Below are 17,783 nucleotides of genomic sequence, written 5' to 3' on the forward strand. Positions count from 1 at the left end.
CCGTTTTGACGGTTGGACAGGTGAGTGCGGAGAGGTGGCCGGTGCTCCCTGGGCCCTGCCGGGACCGGTCCTGCCGGAACCGGGTGGTCAGCTCGCGACGACGCGGAGGTTCCCGCCGGGGGCGCCCCCGCCGCCCAGGGCGACGCCGCCCTGTCCGGCGGCCGCCCCGTCCACCGGCAGCGGTGGACCGGCGAGGGCCGCGGCCTCGCTGAAGCAGCGCCGGGCCTCGCTGTCGCGCCCGAGGGCCTGCAGCGCCTTGCCGCAGGTGTCGAGGAGCAGTGCCCGGCGCTCGTCCGACTGTTCTTCAGGGGCCAGCGCGAGGGCCTGACGGCAGTGGGTGATCGCCTCGTCGGGCCGGCCGACGGCGAGGCAGTGGGCCGCCAGGTGGTAGAGGGACAGGGACTCGGTGTGCGGGTGGTCGAGGGCGTGCGCCATCCGGGCCGCCATCTCCCGCCGGGTTCCGGCGCCGGACAGATCGCCGACGTGCTCCAGCGCGGCCGCCCAGTTGATCAGCGCGATCACCTGACCGCGCGGGTCCCCGGCCCGTACGGCCAGGTCCGGTGCGCGGCACAGGTGTTCCAGCGCCGCGGTGTGCTGCCCGTTCTCGGTGAGGACCCAGCCGAGCAGTGAACACAGCCGTGACTCGGCGTCCGGGTCGTCGAGCGCGGTGGCGGCGGCCAGGGCACGTTCGAGGGCCGGTTCCCAGCCGTCGTGCACCTGGCGCACGACCAGCGGCCACAGTTGGACGGCGATCCGCCAGGCCAGTTCGGGGTGCCCGGCGTCGGCCGCGGCGGCCACCGCCGAGGTGAGGTTGGCGCGCTCGGTGACGTACCACGCCATCGCGTCGGCGCGGCCGGCGAAGACCGGTATTGCGGCGGGTGGCGTCACACCCGGGGGCAGCGTGCAGCAGGGCTGGCTGCCGGGTTCGGCCGCGGCGGCCGCGGCCTGGGCGGCGGCCAGGTAGTGCACCAGCAGCCGGTGCAGCCCGGCCGTGTCGGCCCGCGCCACGGCGGAACGCGCGTACAGCCTGGTCAGGTCGTGCATCAGGTACCGGTCGCCGGTCCACTCCTCGACGAGGTGGGCGGCGGCCAGCTCGTCCAGGGCGGCGCGTGCCTCGGCGGGCGGCAGGCCGCTGAGCGCCGCCGCGGCGCCGCTGTCGAGTTCGGACCCGACGTGCAGGGCGAGCTGACGGAAGAGCAGCGCGCCGGCCGGCGGCAGTTGCTGCACGCTCAGGCGCAGCGTCGCCTCGACCCCGAGATCCTCGTTGGACAGCAGCGACAGTCGCCGGTGCTCGTCGACCAGATCGTCCGCCATCGCGCGCAGGGACAGGCGGGGCCGTGCGGCGAGCCGGGCCGCGGCCAGCCGCAGCGCCAGCGGCAGGCCGTCGCACAGGGCGGACAGTTCCGCCGCGGCGACCGGCTCGGCGGCCACCCGGACCTCGCCGATCACGGTGCGCAGGACCCGTACACCGTCCGGCGGCGCCAGCCGCTCCAGGGGAAGCAGCCGGGCGCAGTCGGTGGCGGCCAGTCCTTCCAGCCGGTTGCGGCTGGTGACCAGAGCGGTGGACCCCGGCGTACCGGGCAGCAGGGGACGTACCTGCGCCGAGTCGCGCGCGTTGTCGAGCAGGACGAGGACGTGGCGGCCGGTGAGCAGCGAGCGGTACAGCTGCTCCGCGGCACGGGCGTCGGCGGGCAGCCGTTCCTCCGGGATGCCCAGCGCCTGGAGGAAGTCGTGCAGGACACCGGCCGGCTGCGGGCCGGTGCCGTCCGGTTCCGTGGCGTGCAGGTCGGCGTAGAGGATGCCGCCGGGGAAGTCACCGGCGTACGTGTACGCCCAGTGGACCGCCAGCGAGGTCTTGCCGACTCCGGCCGGGCCGGTGACCACGCACAGGGCCGGGGTGCCCGATTGCGCGGCTTCGGAGAGCCGTGCCAACTCCTCGGTACGGCCCACGAAGCCGGCCGGGGCGCGGGGGAGCAGGAAAGGGGGCGGGGGAGTGTCTGCGGGGGCGGGGGAGGGAGCGGGGGCGGTGAGTGGGGCAGGGGCGGCGGGCTGGTGGGGTGGAGCCTGAGGCGCCGAGGGTGCGGGCGCCGGCACGTCCCGCTGCGTCTTCGGCTGCCGGTCGACGGCCGGCCGGGAGCGCAGGATGGCGAGGTACGCCTCGGACAGCGCGGCCCCCGGGTCGACGCCCAGCTCCTGGGCGAGCAGGCGTTGCGTACGGTGGTAGAGGTCGATGGCGTCGGCCTGGCGGTCCGCGTCGTGCAGGGCGCGGACGGTGACCGCGACCAACGACTCGCGCAGCGGGTGGCGTTCGAGGGCTGTCCGGAGCGGTACGAGGGCCTCCGGGCCTCGGCCGCACGCGTGCAGGGCCCCGGCGAAGTGCTCCAGCGCGGCGAGCCGTTCCTCCACCAGCCGGTCGGCCGCCGCGGTCATCAGCCGCGTGTCGCCGGTTCCGCCGAGCACCCGGCCCCGCCACAGCCCGAGAGCCTCCCGCAGCAGGGCGGCCGCCTCCTCGCCGGGGGAACCGTCCGTGGCCCGGCGCACCAGTTCGCGGAAGCGCCACACGTCCACCGCCTCCGGCGCGGCTTGGAGCGCGTAGCCGCCGTTCTCGGTGGCGACACAGGCCGTGGGATCCGCGTGCAGAAGCCCCCGCAGGGCCGACACATGGCCGTAGACGATGGTCCGCGCGTGGGTCGGCGGGCGGGTGTCCCACAACGCCTCGATGATGTGCTCGGCCCCCACGGGCGCGCCCTCGGCCAGCACCAGCAGTGCCAGTACGGCCCGGCGCTTGGGAGGTCCGATCGGCACCGGCACGTCCCCCGAGAAGGCCGACACCGGCCCGAGCAGCCGGAAGTCCATCAGCGTCTTCTCCCCTTGACCGAGTCGTTACGGCGGGAATCTTACGAGGTCAAAGAGTCGAGGGCGTACCAGAAGGGGCACCGGGGCCGGAAATGGACCATGGGGCGTGGCGGACCCGGCGGCGGGCCTGCGCAGCGGACCTGGACAGACGGGCCTGGACAGACGGCCCCGGGCGTCAGGCCGCGGCGGCGCCACCGTGGTTCCACGCCGCCGTCGCGATGCGCACGAAGGAGCGGACGAGCGGCCCGGGGTCGGCGCCGTTCCAGGCGATGACCAGGTGACTGGGCGGCATGTCGGCCAGCGGGTCGGCGGTGAGCCCTTCGGGAAGGGGGTGGCCCAGCGGTATCAGTCCCACCGTCCCGCTCCACAGGACGGACTGGAGGCATTCCTGGGCGGTCCGTACGACGGGCCCGCTCCGGCGGGCGGTGTGCCGGCCGCCCCAGAAGGCGGCCCACACGGGATCGGTGCCGTCCGGGAAGCGGAACCACGGCCGGCCGGCGAGGTCGGCGAGCCGCAGACTGCCGCGCCCGGCGAGCGGGTCGTCGGTGCGCAGGACGGCGCCGACCGGGTCCGACCGCAGTACGTGGGTGGTGAGACCGGTGGTGTCGAACGGCGCGCGGGTCAGGGCCACATCGACCAGGCCGGCGCGCAGCCCGGTGGTCGGGTCGGTCAGACCGGCCTCGCGGATGCGGACCTCCACGTGGGGGTGCCGGGCCCGGTAGGCGGCGGCGAGCCGGGTTCCGGCCTGTCCGGCGCTGTCGGCCAGGGTGCCGACGGTGAGGGTGGCCGTCCCCGCCGCGGCGGCCACTCTGACGCGTGCCTGATCGGCCCGCTCCAGCAGCGTACGGGCTTCGTCGAGGAGTACGGCTCCGGCGGGCGTCAGGGCGACTCCGGCGGGGGAGCGGTCCAGCAGGACGCAGCCCAGGTCGGCCTCCAACTGCCGGATCGCCCGGCTCAGTGGCGGCTGGGTCATCTGCAACCGTACGGCGGCCCTGCCGAAGTGGAGTTCTTCGGCGACGGCGACGAAGTAGCGCAGCACGCGTAGCTCCATCCGGCAACGATACCCGTGCGGTATCGGGAGGACGGGATCGGTGTTGGACGCCGTGGGGCGCCGGGCGGTGAACTCGACGTCGTGGCGGAGCCGCGCAGGCGTACTGCCGTACGTACGGGTGTACTGCGCCTTCACGCGACCCTTTTTGACGTATATGCCGCACGTGTCGAGGAGTTGACATGGATGAAATGGCCGAAATAGCTGAGATGACCGAGATGCCCAAGGTGGCCGACATGGCCGGGCAGACGCTCCCGGACCCCGCCGTGCGCGTCGCGGCGGCCCAGGAGATCGCCCGGGACGTGGTGGTCGTCCCCGACCAGGGGGTGCCGCTCGTGCCGAACATCGGGGTCATCGGCGGCCGGGACGCGGTCCTGGTCGTCGACACCGGGATGGGTCTGCGGAACGCCGAAGCGGTACGGGAGTTCGCGACCGACTACGCGCGGGGGCGCAGGCTGTACCTGACGACGACGCACTTCCACCCCGAGCACGCCTTCGGCGCGCAGGTCTTCGTCGGCGCGGCGACCTACCTGGTCAACCGGGACCAGGCCGAGGACCTGCGGGAGCGGGGGCCCGGCTACCTGGAGATGTTCCGGCAGCTGGGCGAGCCGGTCGCGCGCCGGCTCGCGGGCGTCGTCCCGGCACGGCCCGACCGTGTCTACGGCCACGCCCACGACCTCGACCTGGGCGGCCGGGTGGTGCGCCTCCGGGCCACCGGCCGGGCGCACAGCCGCGGCGACCAGGTGATCGAGGTGCCCGATGCGGGCGTGCTGTTCACCGGAGACCTGGTGGAAGCGGGACAGTTCGCCATTTTCCCGTGGTTTCCGCCGCACGACACCGACGTCTCCGGCACCCGCTGGCTCGCCGTCGTGCGGCGGCTGGCGGACCGCGCCCCGCGGATCGTGGTGCCCGGCCACGGCGCGGTCGGCGGCCCGCAGTTGCTCACCGACGTGCGCGACTACCTCGAACTGCTCCGGCACGAGACGTGGACACGCCGCGACGCGGCGGTCGGCGGGCAGGCGATCGCCGACGAGGTCGCGGAGCTGATGATCCGGCGGTATCCGCAGTGGTCCGGGCGGGAATGGATCGGGAAAGGGGTGAGCTGCCTGTGCTCCGAGTACGCCGACGCGGAGCACGGGCGAGGCGCCGCCGCCGGGCACTGACCCAGCGCCCCGGCTTCCTCCCCGTAGCCCCCACAGCCCCCGACTTGCCAGGGTCGGCCGCAGGCGTCGTCCCTTCCCGTGACGCGGCCCCTACGGGCACCCACCACCGCGAAGCCCGCGGAGCGGACCGGTCCGGCGCCGGGGACAGCGCCGCCGACCGGCCATGACATCCTGTGATCTCGCTACGCGCGCCGGGCCGGCGCGGCGGATTACAAGGAAGATCGATGAAGCTCTGCTTCCTGGTGGAGGAACACTACCGGCACGACGGAATGCCGAACGAGGTGATCCGTCAGCTGCAATCCTGGGGGCACCAGGTGGACGTACTGCGGCCCGGCGGCTCCTTGCTGCGCATGACCGAGGCGGTACGGGCGGGTTCGCACGACGCCTGGGTGCTCAAGACGGTCTCCGGCGGTCCGGGGCTCACCCTGCTCGAAGCGGCGGCCTCGGCCGGGCTGACGACGGTCAACGACGCCCGGTCGATACGGCGCGTACGGGACAAGGCGCTGGCCGCGGCGATCGGCCGCAGCCGTGGGCTCCCCGTACCGCCGACCTACGCCGCGGCCCGCCCCGAACTGCTGGCGGAGCTGCCGGCGTCGGAGTACCCGCTGGTGGTCAAGCCCGCCGACGGCAGCTCGGGGCGGGCCGTGCACCTGGTGGCGTCCCCGGACCGGATGGCCGCCATGGCCCCCGAACTGGCGCGGGAGGGACTGCTCATCGCCCAGCCGTACGTCGCCAACTCCGGCATCGACCTGAAGGTGTACTGCGTCGACGGCGAGTTCTACGCCACCGAGCGCTGCTCCCCGCTGCACCCGGAACTCGGCGTACGCGAGCGCCGCGTGCCGCTGCCCGCGGAGGTGGCCGCGATCGCCGGGCAGGTCGGTGCGGTCTACGGTCTCGACCTGTACGGCGTGGACGTCCTGCTGGGGCCCGACGGCCCGGTGGTGGTCGACGTGAACGACTTCCCCAGCTTCCGGCAGGTGCCGGACGCGGTGGCGCGGGTGGCGCGTGCCGTACTCGGGCTGGCCGGTGGTGGCCGGGCGCCGGTCCCGGCCCCGGTGCACGTGCCCGCGACGGCCGGGGAGAGCGCATGAGAATCGGCCTCGTTTCGGGCGATCCAGGCCATCCCGTGCTGGCCGCCACCACCGCCCTGCTCACCGCCGAGCACCGGGTGGAGACGCTGGACCCGGACGCGGTGGACGCAGCTCCCGAGCGGCCCGCTGACGTCTACCTGCTGAAGTCCCGTACGCCACGGGCCCTCGCCCTCGCCCGGGCCCTGGAGGGGCGCGGTGTCCCCGTGGTCAACAGTGCCGCGGCGACCACGCTGTGCCAGGACCGTACGGCGATGGCGGAACACGCCCGGCGAGCCGGTCTTCCATTCGTACCCACCCGTACCTTCACCACCCTCGCGGAGCTGGCCGACGGGCCGGGACTGCCCGGCCCGGTCGTGGTCAAGAGCCGGCACAGCCGTAAGCGGGACCTGGTGGCCCGCCTGGACGACGACACGCAGCTGCGCGAACTCGCCGCCACTCGGCCGCAGGAGCCGGTCGTGGTCCAGAAGTTCGTCCCGAACAGCGGGTGGGACCACAAACTCTGGGCGGTCGACGGCCGCCTCTTCGCCGCCCTGCGCCGCTCCGAACTCTCACCCGAAGGGCGGGGTCCCGACCGGCCGCTCGCCCCCGACGCCCTGCCGGCCGGCTGGCCGGGCCTGCTGCGCCGGGTCGGAGAGGTCTTCGCGCTGGACGTCTACGGCGTGGACGTCATCGACGCGGGCGACGGCGCGCCGCTCATCGTGGACATCAACGCCTTTCCCGGCATCAGGGGACAGGCCGGAGCCCCGGAGGCCCTGGCAGAACTGGCGCTGCGCCGGGCCGTGCGGGCGTCGGACGCCTGACGGGGCCGACGGGGCGGGGCGCTTGACGGTACCGGGCGGCCGATGGCGCCGGCCGCCCGGCGGGGTTGGTGAGCCGGGCCCGGACCGATGCCGGGCCCGGCCTCCGGCACTTACACCGCGGCTCCACCGCCGGAGCCGGCGCCGGCCTTGCGGCGGCGTACGGTGATGACCGCGCCCGCTCCCACGGCCATGGCCACGCCGCCCACCAAGGCGATCGTCGGCAGCGCCGAGGACGAGCCCGTGGCGGCCAGTTCGCCGGTGCCGGCGGTCTCCTGGGCGCCGCCCTGGGTCTTCAGGCCGACCTGCGGCGTGTTGCCGCCCGTGCTGCCGGCGCCGGGCTGGGCGCTCTCGTCGGGTTTGCCCGGCTTGCTCGGCTTCCCGGGCGTACCCGGCTTCCCGGGCTTGTCGTGCGCCGCGCGGATGTTGAAGTAGTACTCCCCGTGGTTGGAGGCGCCACAGGAACCGTCCTTGTCGAAGAACATTCCCTCCATGATCACCCAACCGCGGCCGGGGGTGGCCGTGGGAATGGCGCGGAGGCGCAGCGGCAGGCTGACCGAGCTGTGCGGAGCGACGGAGAGCCCGACGAACTCACTGTCGTTGATGGCGTCGTCGAAACTCACCCACCTGCCCGTACGGGGATCCTGGATCTCCCCCTGCACTTCCCAGTACGGGTAGTCGACGGGCTCGAAGGAGTAGGCGAGCGGCTCCAGCCTGATCTTCTCCATCGCCTTGCCGGTGGTGTTGGAGACCTTGATGGAGGAACGGCTCCAGCCGGCGCCGGCGACGAAGTCGCCCTGCCACCCCTCGATGGACATCTGCAGGCGCCCCGCCTCGACGTCGCATTCCCCGCTCGGCTCGTCGTCCTCGGACTTCGAACCGCCGGTCGTGGTGCCCGGCTCGGTCTTCGGGTCCTGACCCGGCTGCGTTCCGGTTCCCTTGCCGGGCTGGGTCGTGGTGTCCTTACCGGTGCCGGTCTCGGCACCGGTGCCGTTCCCCGTACCGGGCTTCTGGTTTCCGTCGTTTCCGGTGGCCGGCTTCCCGGCCCCGGACGACCCGCCCGATTCCGTCGTCCCGCCCGGCTGTCCGGGCTTGCCGCCGTCCTCCGGGTTTCCTGTCTGCTGCGACGTGTCGGTGTCTGCCGGCCGGTCCGGAACCTCCGCGGCGGTCGCGAACGCGGCGGCGGGCGTGGCCAGTACGGCGGCGGGTGCGAGCACGGCCGCTGCCGCGGCAGCCGTCAGGGTCTGGCGGAACTTCATCAACGAGACCTTCCTGAGATGTCACCTGAGGTTGGTGTCAGGCACGTACGCCTAGGTGACTCCTGGTGAGGCAAATGGTTGTGCCGTGCCGTCAGTTACGGGTGTGCATCACAGTGGTGTGCCCGTCATCCCCAGGTGAGGGGATCGAGATGCAGGTAGAAGCGCTCCCGGGCGCGGTCGAGCGCGATCCCGTACCGCACGGCGAACGCGTCCTCCGCCGCGGCCGCCAGCGCCTCGTCGTCCCACGTCTCCCGGGCGGTGGCGAAGAGCAGCGCGAGATCGGCGTACGGATCGGCCCGGCCGAGGCGGCCGAGGTCGATGAAGCCCGACACGGTCAGGGTGTCCGGATCGAGCACGATGTTGGGCAGGCACAGGTCCCCGTGGCAGACGACGGCCTCCGCGGCCTCCTGCGCCAGGCGCTGCGTGAGCTGCGGAGTGAGGCGCGCGAGCAGTTCGCCGGGAGCCGTCCGCTGCTGTGCGACGGGGAGGAACTCCGGGTTGACCGCTCCCCGGGCCACGACATCGCGGGCCGTCGCGAACATCAGGGTGAGATCGCGCGTGTACGGGCACTGCGGTGCGGACAGGCCGTGCAGTTGGCGTACGGCGTCGGCGATCGGCTCCCATGCCGTCCGGAGCGCCGCGGCAGTCACCCGGTCGGCGGGAACGCCTTCGACGGCGCTGGTCACCAGGGCGGCGCCGGTGGCGTTCTCGCGCCAGTCGAGGACGCGCGGGCCGGGCACGTCCTGCGTGCCGAGCCAGTCGGCGCGGTCCCGTTCCGTCTCCAACGCGGCCGTGTGACCGGCGGGGACGCACTTGGCGTACCGCTTGCCGTCGGCGGAACGGAAGACGGTGGCCGCGGATTCCCCGTCCGTGACGGGTTCCCACCCGCCACCGTCGGAGGGCAGCAGCGTACGGAATGCGGATGACGCGTCGCTCACATCGGTCAACCTAACCGGCGGGACCGGTCGGCCGCACCGCAATTCCCGACATGGCAACCACGGTGTCATGATGGGGGAGTGAGCGAGGAGAACGGAACCCGGGCGTCCGGGGATACGGGCGACCGGTTCGTGGAAATCTTCAACCTGGTGGGGCCGCTGTACCGGCGTGCCCAGCGCAAGGTCGAGCAGGACGCGCCCCTCGAAGGGCTGTCGGTGGGGGTGCGGGCGGTCCTCAACATGCTCCGCGAGGACGGGCCGATGACCGTGCCGCAGATGGGCCGGGCCCAGGCGTTGAGCCGTCAGTTCGTACAGCGGATGACCAATGACGCGGCGGGACTCGGACTGGTCGAGTTCCACCCCAACCCGGCGCACAAGAAGTCCTCGCTCATCGCCCTCACCGGTAAGGGCCGGGCCGCCGTCACCGCCGTGCTCGACCGGGAACGGGCGGCGCTGCGCCAAGCCGGCGCCGATCTCACGGACGACGAGATCGACGCCTGTGTCCGGGTCCTCTCCCGCCTTCTGCGCTCCCTCGACGACGTGGACGTGAACTGAGGCGGCCGCCCGGCTGACCGGCTGCACACCCTGGATCGGAATGTGACAACTTGGTTGTCATGGGGTCAAGGTTGTGACAGCTTGGTTGTCATGGATGACCTGTTCTGGCTCGACACCGGCAGTGGCCGCCCGCTCGTCCTCCTGCACGGCGGCTTCCTCGATCACCGCATGTGGGACCGTCAGGTCCCCGCCTTCGCCACGCGGTACCGCGTCATCGCACCGGACGCCCGCGGTCACGGCCGCTCCGCGAACGCGACCGGACCGTTCCGGCCTGCCGACGACGTCGCCGGGCTGCTGCGTCACCTTGGCGCCGGTCCGGCGATCCTGGTGGGCCTCTCCATGGGGGCGGCCACCGCAGTCGACACCGCGCTGGAGTATCCGGAACTGGTCAGCGGTCTGGTGGTCAGTGGCGCGGGCACCAGCGAGCCGTACTACTCCGACCCCTGGACCGTCCGCACCATGGGTGCCTGGCACGCGGCGATGGCGTCGGGTGACCTGGACGCGTGCACGGAGGCGTTCATGCTCTTGGCCGTGGGTCCGCACCGCGGTCTCGGCGACGTCGACGCCGAGGTCGTGAAGGAACTCCGCGACATGAAGCGCGGCACCCTGTCCAAGCACACCAGCGACGAAGCCGATCCGATCGTCCCGGTCCGTGACACCTGGGAGCGGGCCGCCGGTATCGAGGTCCCCGTGCTCGCCGTCAACGGCGGCATCGACTCACCCGACAACATCGGCATGGCCGAGCGCCTCGTCGGTACCGTCAAGCGCGGCCGTGCGGTCTCCGTCGACGGGGCGGCCCACTATCCCAACATGGAGCGCCCGGACGAGTTCAACGAGGCCGTCGGCGGCTTCCTGAAGACTCTCTGAGCGTTCGGCGCGGTCGGAGGGCGCCGGCCGCGCCGTGCCGTACCGACCCCGCCGCTTCCGCTGCTCCTGTCGTGACGCGCGCCACCGTGACGAACTTGTTCGTAACGAACATGTTCGTTACGGTGGCGGGGTGACCCCGCGACCCCCTGAGCAGCCCCCGGCAGCCACCCCCGCCTCCCGCAGCCGCCGGGAGCGGCCCGCGAAGCCCGCCCTCACCTACGACGGCATAGTCGGGACCGCCGTCGCCCTGATGCGGTCCGAAGGGCTGCAGCGGGTGACGATGCGCCGCCTGGCCCAGCAGCTCGACACCGGCCCCGCCTCGCTGTACGTGTACGTGGCCAACACGGCCGAACTGCACGCCGCGATCCTGGAGGACCTCCTCGGCGAGGTCGACCTCTCGCCGGTCCGTGCGCCCGGCGACTGGCGGGAACGGCTGGTGACCCTCCTCGGCTCCTGTACGCGCACCCTCTTCCAGTACCCCGGCCTGGCGCACTCCGCGCTGGTGGCCCGCCCTTCCGGGCCGAACTACCTGGCCCTGGTCGAGTCGGTCCTCGCCCTGCTGCACGAGGGTGGGGTCCCCGACGCGCAAGCCGCCTGGGGCGTGGACGTCCTGCTCCAGGTGGCCACGGCCACCGCCGCCGAACAGTCCACCCGCGACCGCGACGCCGCCGCCGAGGACGAGCACGAGGCGCTCGTACGAGCACTGCGGCAGGCCACGTCCACCGGCCACCCGCGGATCGCCGCCCTCGGCGACGACCTGTTCTCCGGCAGCCCCGAACAGCGGCTGGCCTGGATCTTCCGCGTCGTCATCAACGGCACGGAGACCACTGCCCGCACGCACTGAGCCGCCTCACGCACGCCGCCGCACCGGCCGCGTCCCCCACGGAACGGAGAGACCGCCATGACCAGTACTCCCACCCACCACGCCGTCGCGATCGTCGGAGCGGGCCTCGGCGGCCTGACGCTCGCCCGCGTCCTGCACGTACACGGCATCGAGGCGGTGATCTACGAGCTCGAAGCCAACCGCAACGCCCGTACCCAGGGCGGCATGCTCGACATCCACGAGGACAGCGGCCAGGAGGCCCTGCACGCCGCGGGCCTGCACGATCGTTTTCGTGCCCTCGTCCACCCGGGCGGTGAGGCCACGCGCGTCGTCGACCCCCAGGGCACCGTGCGCCTGCGGGAAGCGGACGCGGGCGACGGCACCCGCCCCGAGGTGGAGCGCGGACAGCTGCGCGACCTGCTGCTGGACTCTCTGCCCGAGGGCACCGTCCGCTGGGGGAGCAAGGTCACCGGCGCCCGGACGCTGGGCGGCGGCCGCCACGAGGTGACCCTCGCGGACGGCACCGCCTTCACCACCGACCTGCTCGTCGGCGGCGACGGCGCCTGGTCGAGGATCCGGCCACTGGTCTCGCCGGCCACCCCCGCCTACACCGGCATCTCCTTCATCGAATCCGACCTGCTGGACGCCGATACCCGCCACCCGGAGAGCGCCGCGCTCATCGGCGGCGGCTCCTTCTTCTGCCTCGGGGACGGGAAAGGCATCCTCGCCCACCGCGAATCCGACGGCAGCCTGCACATCTACACGGCGCTCAAGACCGGACCGGACTGGCTCGGCACCATCGACTTCACCGACACCGACACCGCCAAGAAGGCCGTGCTCGCCCCCTTCGACGGCTGGGCCGACAGCCTGCGGGCGCTGATCGCCGACGCCGACGGCGCCCTCGTCCCGCGGCACATCCACGCCCTGCCCGTCGGCCACCGCTGGGACCGGGTCCCCGGCGTCACCCTGCTCGGCGACGCCGCCCACCTCATGTCCCCGTTCGCCGGCGAGGGCGCCAACCTGGCCATGCTCGACGGTGCCGAACTCGGCCGGGCGATCGCCGCCCACCCCGGCGACACCGAGGCCGCCCTCACCGCGTACGAGACGGCCCTGTTCCCCCGCAGCGAGGCATCGGCCGCGGAGTCCGCCGGCAGCCTGGACCTGATGTTCGGCGACCGGGGCCTGGAGCGCCTGCTCGGCGTGTTCGCCGCCCACGGGCAGCAGTAGGTCCGGGCGTCAGGCGCCGCCGTTCCGGTCCGCGAAGGCGCCGCCGTCGGCGAAGGCCAGCTTGGCGAAGCGTTCGCCGATCCGGCGGTGGGCGGCGGCGTCCGGGTGCAGGCCGTCGGGCAGCGGCAGCTCGGCGAAGTCCGTCTCGCCGTACAGCTCACGGCCGTCGAGGTGGTGCAGATGCGGGTCCTCGGCCGCCCGCTGGGCCACGATCCGGGCCAGTTCCTCCCGGATGACGTTCAGGGTCAGCTTCCCGGCCGCGCGCTCCGCCGGGTCGCCCGTGGCCCGGAAGCGCAGCTGCCCGGTGCTGATCCCGGAGAAGTCCGGGGCGCTGGGCCCCGGGGTGTCCTCGTGGATCGGGCACAGAATGGGGGAGACGACCAGCAGCGGGGTGGTGGGGTGCCCCTCCCGGACGGTGTCGAGGAACCCGTGGACGGCGGGCCCGAAGGCGCGCAGCCGCATCAGGTCGGCGTTGACCACGTTGATGCCGATCTTGACGCTGATCAGGTCGGCGGCGGTGTCCCGCATCGTCCGGGCGGTGAACGGGTCGAGCAGCGCACTGCCGGCCAGCCCCAGGTTGACGAGGTCCACGCCGCCCAGGGAGGCGGCCAGCGCGGGCCAGGTCGTGGTCGGGCCGGCGGCGTCGGAACCATGGCTGATCGAACTGCCGTGGTGCAGCCACACCTTGCGGCCCCGGTCCGGCGCGGGCTCGACGGGGGCGTCCGTGCGCAGGGCGAGGAGTTCGGTCGTCTCGTTGTGCGGCAGCCAGATCTCGATGTCCTTGAGCTCGCCGGACAGGCCGTCGAAGCGCAGGGTGCCGGCCGGGCCGGGCCGGTGTTCGGCGGTTCCGGCGGTCATGTCGATGGTCAGCGTGTTGCCGCCCGCGACACTCGCCCGCCCGGCCGGACGGCCGTCGACGACCAGCTCGTACACGCCGTCCGGACGGGGCGGGACACCGGTGTAGACCCGCTTGGTGGGCCGGGTGTCCAGTTCGAGGGCGGTGGCCCGGGTGCGGAAGGCCAGCCGTACGCCGGAGGGCTGGGACTCGGCCATGGCCAGCTGTCCGTCGGTGTTCTGGGCGCGGGCCCAGGCGGGCAGCCGGTGCGGCAGAACGCCCTGCTCGGTGTGCTCCACGTCCAGGGCGCCGCGGAGGAGGCCGGCGGTGACGGGAGTGCTGGTCCAGTTGTTGTCGGTGTGCATGGCCTCAACCTGTTGATCGAAGTGTTCGGGTGGTGCGAGGGGTGCGTGTGGTGCGGGTGCGGTGGGCGGTCCGTACGGCCCTGGTGCTGCCTCAGGGCAGCTGTGGTGCCGGCCAGTTCCGCAGCAGGGCGTCGAGGGCGTCCAGGACCCGGGACCAGGTCTCGTCCGAGTCGGGGGCGCTGTGGCTGAACCCGCCTCCCAGCTCCAGGCTGACGTAGCCGTGGAAGACGCTGCCCAGCAGCCGGACCGCGTGCGTCTGGTCCGGCTCCGTCAGGTCGTATCCGCGCAGGATCGCCCGTGTCATCCGGGCGTGCCGGACACCGGCGCTGGCGGCGGCCGTCGCCGGGTCGAGTCGTAGCTGCGCCGCCGCGTACCGGCCGGGGTGCTCCCGCGCGTAGTCGCGGTAGACGTTGGCCAGTGCGGCCAGGGCGTCCTTGCCCGCCCGTCCGGCCAGTGCGGCGTCGCCCCGGTCGGCGAGTTCTTCCAGGGCGAGGAGGGCGATCCGGGTCTTGAGGTCGTGCGAGTTCTTCACGTGGGAGTACAGACTCGCGACCTTGACGCCGAACCTCCTGGCCAGCGCCGAGACGGTCACCTCCTCGAACCCGGCCTCGTCGGCCAGCTCCGCCCCCGCCCGGGTCAGCCGGTCCGGGGTGAGCCCTACGCGTGGCGCCATGGTCTTCCTTCTGTCCGGCGATGAGCTAATGCCAGCAAGTACCTGCCTAACCGAGTATGCATACGCCTAAAGCTTTTAGGCAAGTGGGTGTCTGTGTTAGGCGGCGGCCCTGGGAGGGAGCACGAGCACCGGAGACGCCGTCCGCACCGGCCGCCACCTGCGCCGGTCGCCCCCTCGGGGCCCCGGTAAACCGTTAGGACGCCGTCCCGCCGCTTGATAGCGTGTGCGACGCGGGGCGGCTCCGCAGCGTGCTTCCTTCTCCTTCCTGAAACGAATCGAGCGCGCTCCCTTTCCGCCCCGCGGCAATGTCTTTCGGCGCCGCCTGCTCGTGGTCCGCAGCACCGTGCGGAGGCGAGGGGCCGTGCGGGCTTGACGACGGAAGAACCGGTCGGTCCCGTCGCGCCCGCGTCATCGAAGAACGCGCGTGGCACCGGTTTTACGGACCGGTGTCACGTCGGCCACCGGCAGATCCGCCGGGTGGGGGAGGAACGGCCTTGACCAGCACCACCAGTTCGACCCGTACCGACAGCCGTCGCAGCCTCGCCGCCGTGCTGCTGACCCGTCGCGGCGCGGTCTACCTGCCCGCCGCCTCGGGCGGGGAGACCGCCCGGCCGGTGGTCGGCAGCCTCGCCGGGGTCGCGCTGCTGGAGGCCGATCTGCTGGAACGCGGTTACCTGCTGTCGGCCGGACTGCGGCACGCGCTGGCCACGCTGAGCGCCGGGGCGCTGACCGCCGCGGGCCGCGCCCTGCTGGCGGACCTCGATGAGGCACTCGGCGCCGACCGCGACCACACCCCGCTCTTCCGAGGTTTCCCGCAGACCACGCCCGCCGACACGTCCGCCCTCTACGTCGACCGCGTCCTGTCGGTGCTCCTTCAGGCGCCTCGGCAGCCGTGTGTCCTGTGCGGCACCGAGGGCTCGGTGCACGCGCTCTCGCCGTGCGCGCACCTGGTGTGCCGGGTGTGCTTCGACGGTACGGACTACTCCGCCTGCCCCGTGTGCAACCGGCGCCTCGACACCGAGGAGCCGTTCCTGCGCCCACGGGCGCCGCGCCCGGCCGCCGACGCCCGCCGGGCGCTGCCGGACCGGCTGCGCGTCCTCGCCCACGGCGGCGACTTCACCGCCCGTACGGCCGACGTCGTCCGCGAGCTGAGCACCCTGCTCGCCCGCACCGGTGCGCCGAGCCCTCAGGACACCGACGACCTCCACCAACTCCTCGGAACCCGCGACCGCACCGACCTGTCCTGGCTGCCCCGCACCGTCCCCGGCCGCGAGACCAAGGCGCGCGTCCTGGCCTGGCTGCTCGCCGACCCGGCCGTGTACCCCGTGACGCTCCCGGCGGCGGCCGGCCTGATCGACACCGCGACCGATGTGCTGCGGCTGCTCGTCGTGCGCTCCGGCGGCGACGCCGGGCTGGTCGACGTACCGCGCTTCACCCAGGTGCCGCGCCCGCTGCGCCGCGCCCTGCTGTCCGTGCTCGACCGGCTCGAACCGGCCCTCGCCGTCGAGGACATGCGCCGCCACCCGGCCGCGTGGAAGCACGCCGCCGAGCGCCTGCACCCCTTCGAGTACGCCGGGCGCTACCCGCGGGCCGCGCTCGCCGCCGCCGTCCTGCGCGAGGTCCGGCTCACCGACGACGCCCTGTCCCGGCGGCTGCGGGAAGCGGCCCGGCACCTGCCGGACGCCGACGCCACCGGCGACCGGATCCGCCTCCCGCACTGGCCCGGCCGGGTCGAAGCCGCCCTGGCCGAACGGGACGTCGCGACCGCCGTCACCCTGCTCGCCCAGCGCCCTGGCGAACTGCTGCGCCGCCTGGACCACCTGTTGCGCCTGTCGGTCGACGGACTGCCGGGCGACCGTCTGCCGGGTGACGGCCCGTCGGACGACGACCTGACCGGCGGCAGCCCTTCGGCCGGCGGCCCGGTCGGCGACGCCGTGACCGGCGCCGACCAGCCGGACAACGCCACCGACGCCGTCCTCACCGCGCTGGAGAAGGCCGTACGGCGGGTGTCCCCGGCCGTGCTGCTCTCGGCCCTCGGCGAGATCCGGACCCGGGCGACCCCGGGGCACGACCGGGTGTTCTTCCCCAAGGGCGGCAACGCCGAGGCGCACATCATCGAGGACGAACGCGCCCCGCTGCCCGCGGACGCCGTCGACCGTACGGTGGCCGTGCTGACCGGCGAGGTCCTGCGCCGCGCGGCCGCCCGGCCGGCGGTCGAGCTGGCGGTGGTCGACGCCGACCTGAACGGTGTCATGGCGCCGTTCGCGGAGCGGACCGCTTCGCGCGCCCTCGTGACGCTGCCGCGCGGCAGCGAACTGCCCCTGCCCGAAGGGCGCACGCTCCGCCTCTTCCTGCACTGGATGGAGAGCGCCGCCTCCGGCCGTACCGACCTGGACCTGTCCGCCGCGATGTACACCGCGGACTGGCAGCACACCGGCACCTGCGACTACACCAGCCTGCGCTACGCCGAGACCGCCGCCGTGCACTCCGGCGACCTGACCAGCGCCCCGGCGCCCCGAGGCGCGGCCGAGTTCGTCGACCTCGACCTGGAGCAGCTGGACGCGGCGGGTGTCCGCTACGTCGTCGCCGTGGTCTTCGCCTTCAACAACGTGCCCTTCGAGGACCTCGCCGAGGCGTTCGCCGGACTGATGGACCGTGACCGGCCCGGCACGGCGGGCCCGGTGTTCGACCCGCGTCAGGTCGAGCAGCGCTTCGACCTGACGGGCGGCGCCCGGGTGGCGGTGCCGATGGTGATCGACGTGGCGGGCCGTACGATGCGCTGGCTCGACATCGCCCAGGGCGTCACCGGGACCCACCACGCCGTACACCGCCACGCGGACGCCCTGGCCGCCCTCGGCCGGGGACTGACCGGCCTGTTCACCTCCGGTGCGCGGGTCGGCCTGGGCGAGCTGGCCACCTGGCAGGCCGCCGCCCGCGCGAGCACCGTCGTCGTACGCCACCACGACGGTTCGCGGAGCACCTACCGGCGCCGCGGCGGCGAGGACACCACGGCGTTCGCCGGCCGGATCGGCACCCCGGCGACCGACGACGGTTCCGGCCCGGCCCCGGACCTCCGCCGGGCGCGGCTGGCGTACCTGCTGCGCGGGGACGTTCCGCTGCCCGCTCAGGCGGAGGTGTACGCACTGCACCTGGCGGGCCTGGACGCGGGTACGGCCACCCTGCTGGCCGCCTCCGACCTCGTCACGTCGCTGGCCGCGGCGAGCGCGTGAGCCGTCGGACGGCCTGACTTCCGTACCCGCCGGGCCGGGGGAGCCGGACCCGGAGCGCG

General features: G+C 73.7%; 14 protein-coding genes. 8 read left to right on the forward strand and 6 right to left on the reverse strand.

All coding sequences use genetic code 11. The features are described 5' to 3' along the window. Positions 1-87: 87 nt before the first annotated feature. Both OEIGOIKO_RS38975 and OEIGOIKO_RS38980 read right to left on the reverse strand, forming a co-directional pair. The gene (locus tag OEIGOIKO_RS38975; RefSeq protein WP_125058003.1) at positions 88-2,856 is read right to left on the reverse strand and encodes an AfsR/SARP family transcriptional regulator; all 2,769 of its coding nucleotides are present in this window, start codon (positions 2,854-2,856) and stop codon (positions 88-90) included. 175 nt (positions 2,857-3,031) lie between these two features. Continuing rightward, on the reverse strand, positions 3,032-3,907 hold the full coding sequence (locus tag OEIGOIKO_RS38980; RefSeq protein ID WP_125059538.1) for a LysR family transcriptional regulator: 876 nt from the start codon (positions 3,905-3,907) through the stop codon (positions 3,032-3,034). A 179-nt stretch (positions 3,908-4,086) separates the two neighbouring features. Here OEIGOIKO_RS38980 and OEIGOIKO_RS38985 point away from each other — a divergent pair, with 179 nt between their 5' ends. The 3 genes from OEIGOIKO_RS38985 (at position 4,087) to OEIGOIKO_RS38995 (ending at position 6,958) form a co-directional block, all read left to right on the forward strand. Next, a complete protein-coding gene (locus OEIGOIKO_RS38985; RefSeq protein WP_246177852.1) occupies positions 4,087-5,067 on the forward strand; it encodes an MBL fold metallo-hydrolase in 981 nt (326 codons plus the stop codon). A 224-nt stretch (positions 5,068-5,291) separates the two neighbouring features. Next, complete coding sequence (locus OEIGOIKO_RS38990) at positions 5,292-6,158, forward strand: ATP-grasp domain-containing protein (protein ID WP_125058004.1); 867 nt, start codon at positions 5,292-5,294, stop codon at positions 6,156-6,158. Beyond that, positions 6,155-6,958 (forward strand): ATP-grasp domain-containing protein, encoded by an 804-nt coding sequence (locus OEIGOIKO_RS38995; protein WP_125058005.1) that lies wholly within the window; start codon positions 6,155-6,157, stop codon positions 6,956-6,958. The genes OEIGOIKO_RS38990 and OEIGOIKO_RS38995 overlap by 4 nt, the downstream gene beginning before the upstream one ends. A 110-nt stretch (positions 6,959-7,068) precedes the next feature. Here OEIGOIKO_RS38995 and OEIGOIKO_RS39000 read toward each other — a convergent pair whose 3' ends face one another. Both OEIGOIKO_RS39000 and OEIGOIKO_RS39005 read right to left on the reverse strand, forming a co-directional pair. Further along, the gene (locus OEIGOIKO_RS39000) at positions 7,069-8,214 is read right to left on the reverse strand and encodes an LPXTG cell wall anchor domain-containing protein (RefSeq protein ID WP_125058006.1); all 1,146 of its coding nucleotides are present in this window, start codon (positions 8,212-8,214) and stop codon (positions 7,069-7,071) included. Between the two features lie 125 nt (positions 8,215-8,339). Beyond that, positions 8,340-9,152, reverse strand: coding sequence for an APH(3'') family aminoglycoside O-phosphotransferase (locus OEIGOIKO_RS39005; RefSeq protein WP_246177855.1), 813 nt, complete (start codon positions 9,150-9,152; stop codon positions 8,340-8,342). Positions 9,153-9,230: 78 nt separating this feature from the next. On the opposite strand from OEIGOIKO_RS39005, the gene OEIGOIKO_RS39010 reads away from it, so the two are divergent. From OEIGOIKO_RS39010 to OEIGOIKO_RS39025, 4 genes are all read left to right on the forward strand, one after another. After that, positions 9,231-9,704, forward strand: a complete 474-nt coding sequence (locus OEIGOIKO_RS39010; protein ID WP_125058008.1) for a MarR family winged helix-turn-helix transcriptional regulator — start codon at positions 9,231-9,233, stop codon at positions 9,702-9,704. Positions 9,705-9,794: 90 nt separating this feature from the next. Beyond that, complete coding sequence (locus OEIGOIKO_RS39015) at positions 9,795-10,571, forward strand: alpha/beta fold hydrolase (RefSeq protein ID WP_125058009.1); 777 nt, start codon at positions 9,795-9,797, stop codon at positions 10,569-10,571. Between the two features lie 130 nt (positions 10,572-10,701). Further along, complete coding sequence (locus OEIGOIKO_RS39020) at positions 10,702-11,415, forward strand: TetR/AcrR family transcriptional regulator (RefSeq protein ID WP_125058010.1); 714 nt, start codon at positions 10,702-10,704, stop codon at positions 11,413-11,415. A 57-nt stretch (positions 11,416-11,472) separates the two neighbouring features. Then, positions 11,473-12,621 (forward strand): FAD-dependent oxidoreductase, encoded by a 1,149-nt coding sequence (locus OEIGOIKO_RS39025; RefSeq protein WP_125058011.1) that lies wholly within the window; start codon positions 11,473-11,475, stop codon positions 12,619-12,621. A gap of 9 nt (positions 12,622-12,630) precedes the next feature. Here the strand turns inward: OEIGOIKO_RS39025 and OEIGOIKO_RS39030 are convergent, their stop codons facing one another. Then, positions 12,631-13,821, reverse strand: a complete 1,191-nt coding sequence (locus OEIGOIKO_RS39030) for a GDSL-type esterase/lipase family protein (RefSeq protein WP_125058012.1) — start codon at positions 13,819-13,821, stop codon at positions 12,631-12,633. A gap of 91 nt (positions 13,822-13,912) precedes the next feature. Beyond that, positions 13,913-14,494: a TetR/AcrR family transcriptional regulator gene (locus tag OEIGOIKO_RS39035; protein WP_125058013.1), complete on the reverse strand. Its 582-nt coding sequence runs from the start codon at positions 14,492-14,494 to the stop codon at positions 13,913-13,915. Positions 14,495-14,988: 494 nt separating this feature from the next. Between OEIGOIKO_RS39035 and OEIGOIKO_RS39040 the strand changes: the two genes are divergently transcribed. Next, entirely contained in the window at positions 14,989-17,724 is a 2,736-nt protein-coding gene (locus OEIGOIKO_RS39040) for an RING finger family 4 domain-containing protein (protein WP_170251978.1), read from the forward strand. Positions 17,725-17,783 lie beyond the last annotated feature (59 nt).

The organism is Streptomyces paromomycinus, assembly GCF_003865155.1.
Taxonomy (GTDB): Bacteria; Actinomycetota; Actinomycetes; order Streptomycetales; family Streptomycetaceae; genus Streptomyces; species Streptomyces chrestomyceticus.

Bases quoted from the DNA above. Each gene is read 5' to 3' on its own strand.
- OEIGOIKO_RS38985 (WP_246177852.1), top strand. From the start codon at position 4,087: ATGGATGAAATGGCCGAAATAGCTGAGATGACCGAGATGCCCAAGGTG.
- OEIGOIKO_RS38990 (WP_125058004.1), top strand. From the start codon at position 5,292: ATGAAGCTCTGCTTCCTGGTGGAGGAACACTACCGGCACGACGGAATG.
- OEIGOIKO_RS39030 (WP_125058012.1), bottom strand. From the start codon at position 13,821: ATGCACACCGACAACAACTGGACCAGCACTCCCGTCACCGCCGGCCTC.
- OEIGOIKO_RS39015 (WP_125058009.1), top strand. From the start codon at position 9,795: ATGGATGACCTGTTCTGGCTCGACACCGGCAGTGGCCGCCCGCTCGTC.
- OEIGOIKO_RS38995 (WP_125058005.1), top strand. From the start codon at position 6,155: ATGAGAATCGGCCTCGTTTCGGGCGATCCAGGCCATCCCGTGCTGGCC.
- OEIGOIKO_RS38980 (WP_125059538.1), bottom strand. From the start codon at position 3,907: ATGGAGCTACGCGTGCTGCGCTACTTCGTCGCCGTCGCCGAAGAACTC.
- OEIGOIKO_RS38975 (WP_125058003.1), bottom strand. From the start codon at position 2,856: ATGGACTTCCGGCTGCTCGGGCCGGTGTCGGCCTTCTCGGGGGACGTG.
- OEIGOIKO_RS39035 (WP_125058013.1), bottom strand. From the start codon at position 14,494: ATGGCGCCACGCGTAGGGCTCACCCCGGACCGGCTGACCCGGGCGGGG.
- OEIGOIKO_RS39000 (WP_125058006.1), bottom strand. From the start codon at position 8,214: ATGAAGTTCCGCCAGACCCTGACGGCTGCCGCGGCAGCGGCCGTGCTC.
- OEIGOIKO_RS39025 (WP_125058011.1), top strand. From the start codon at position 11,473: ATGACCAGTACTCCCACCCACCACGCCGTCGCGATCGTCGGAGCGGGC.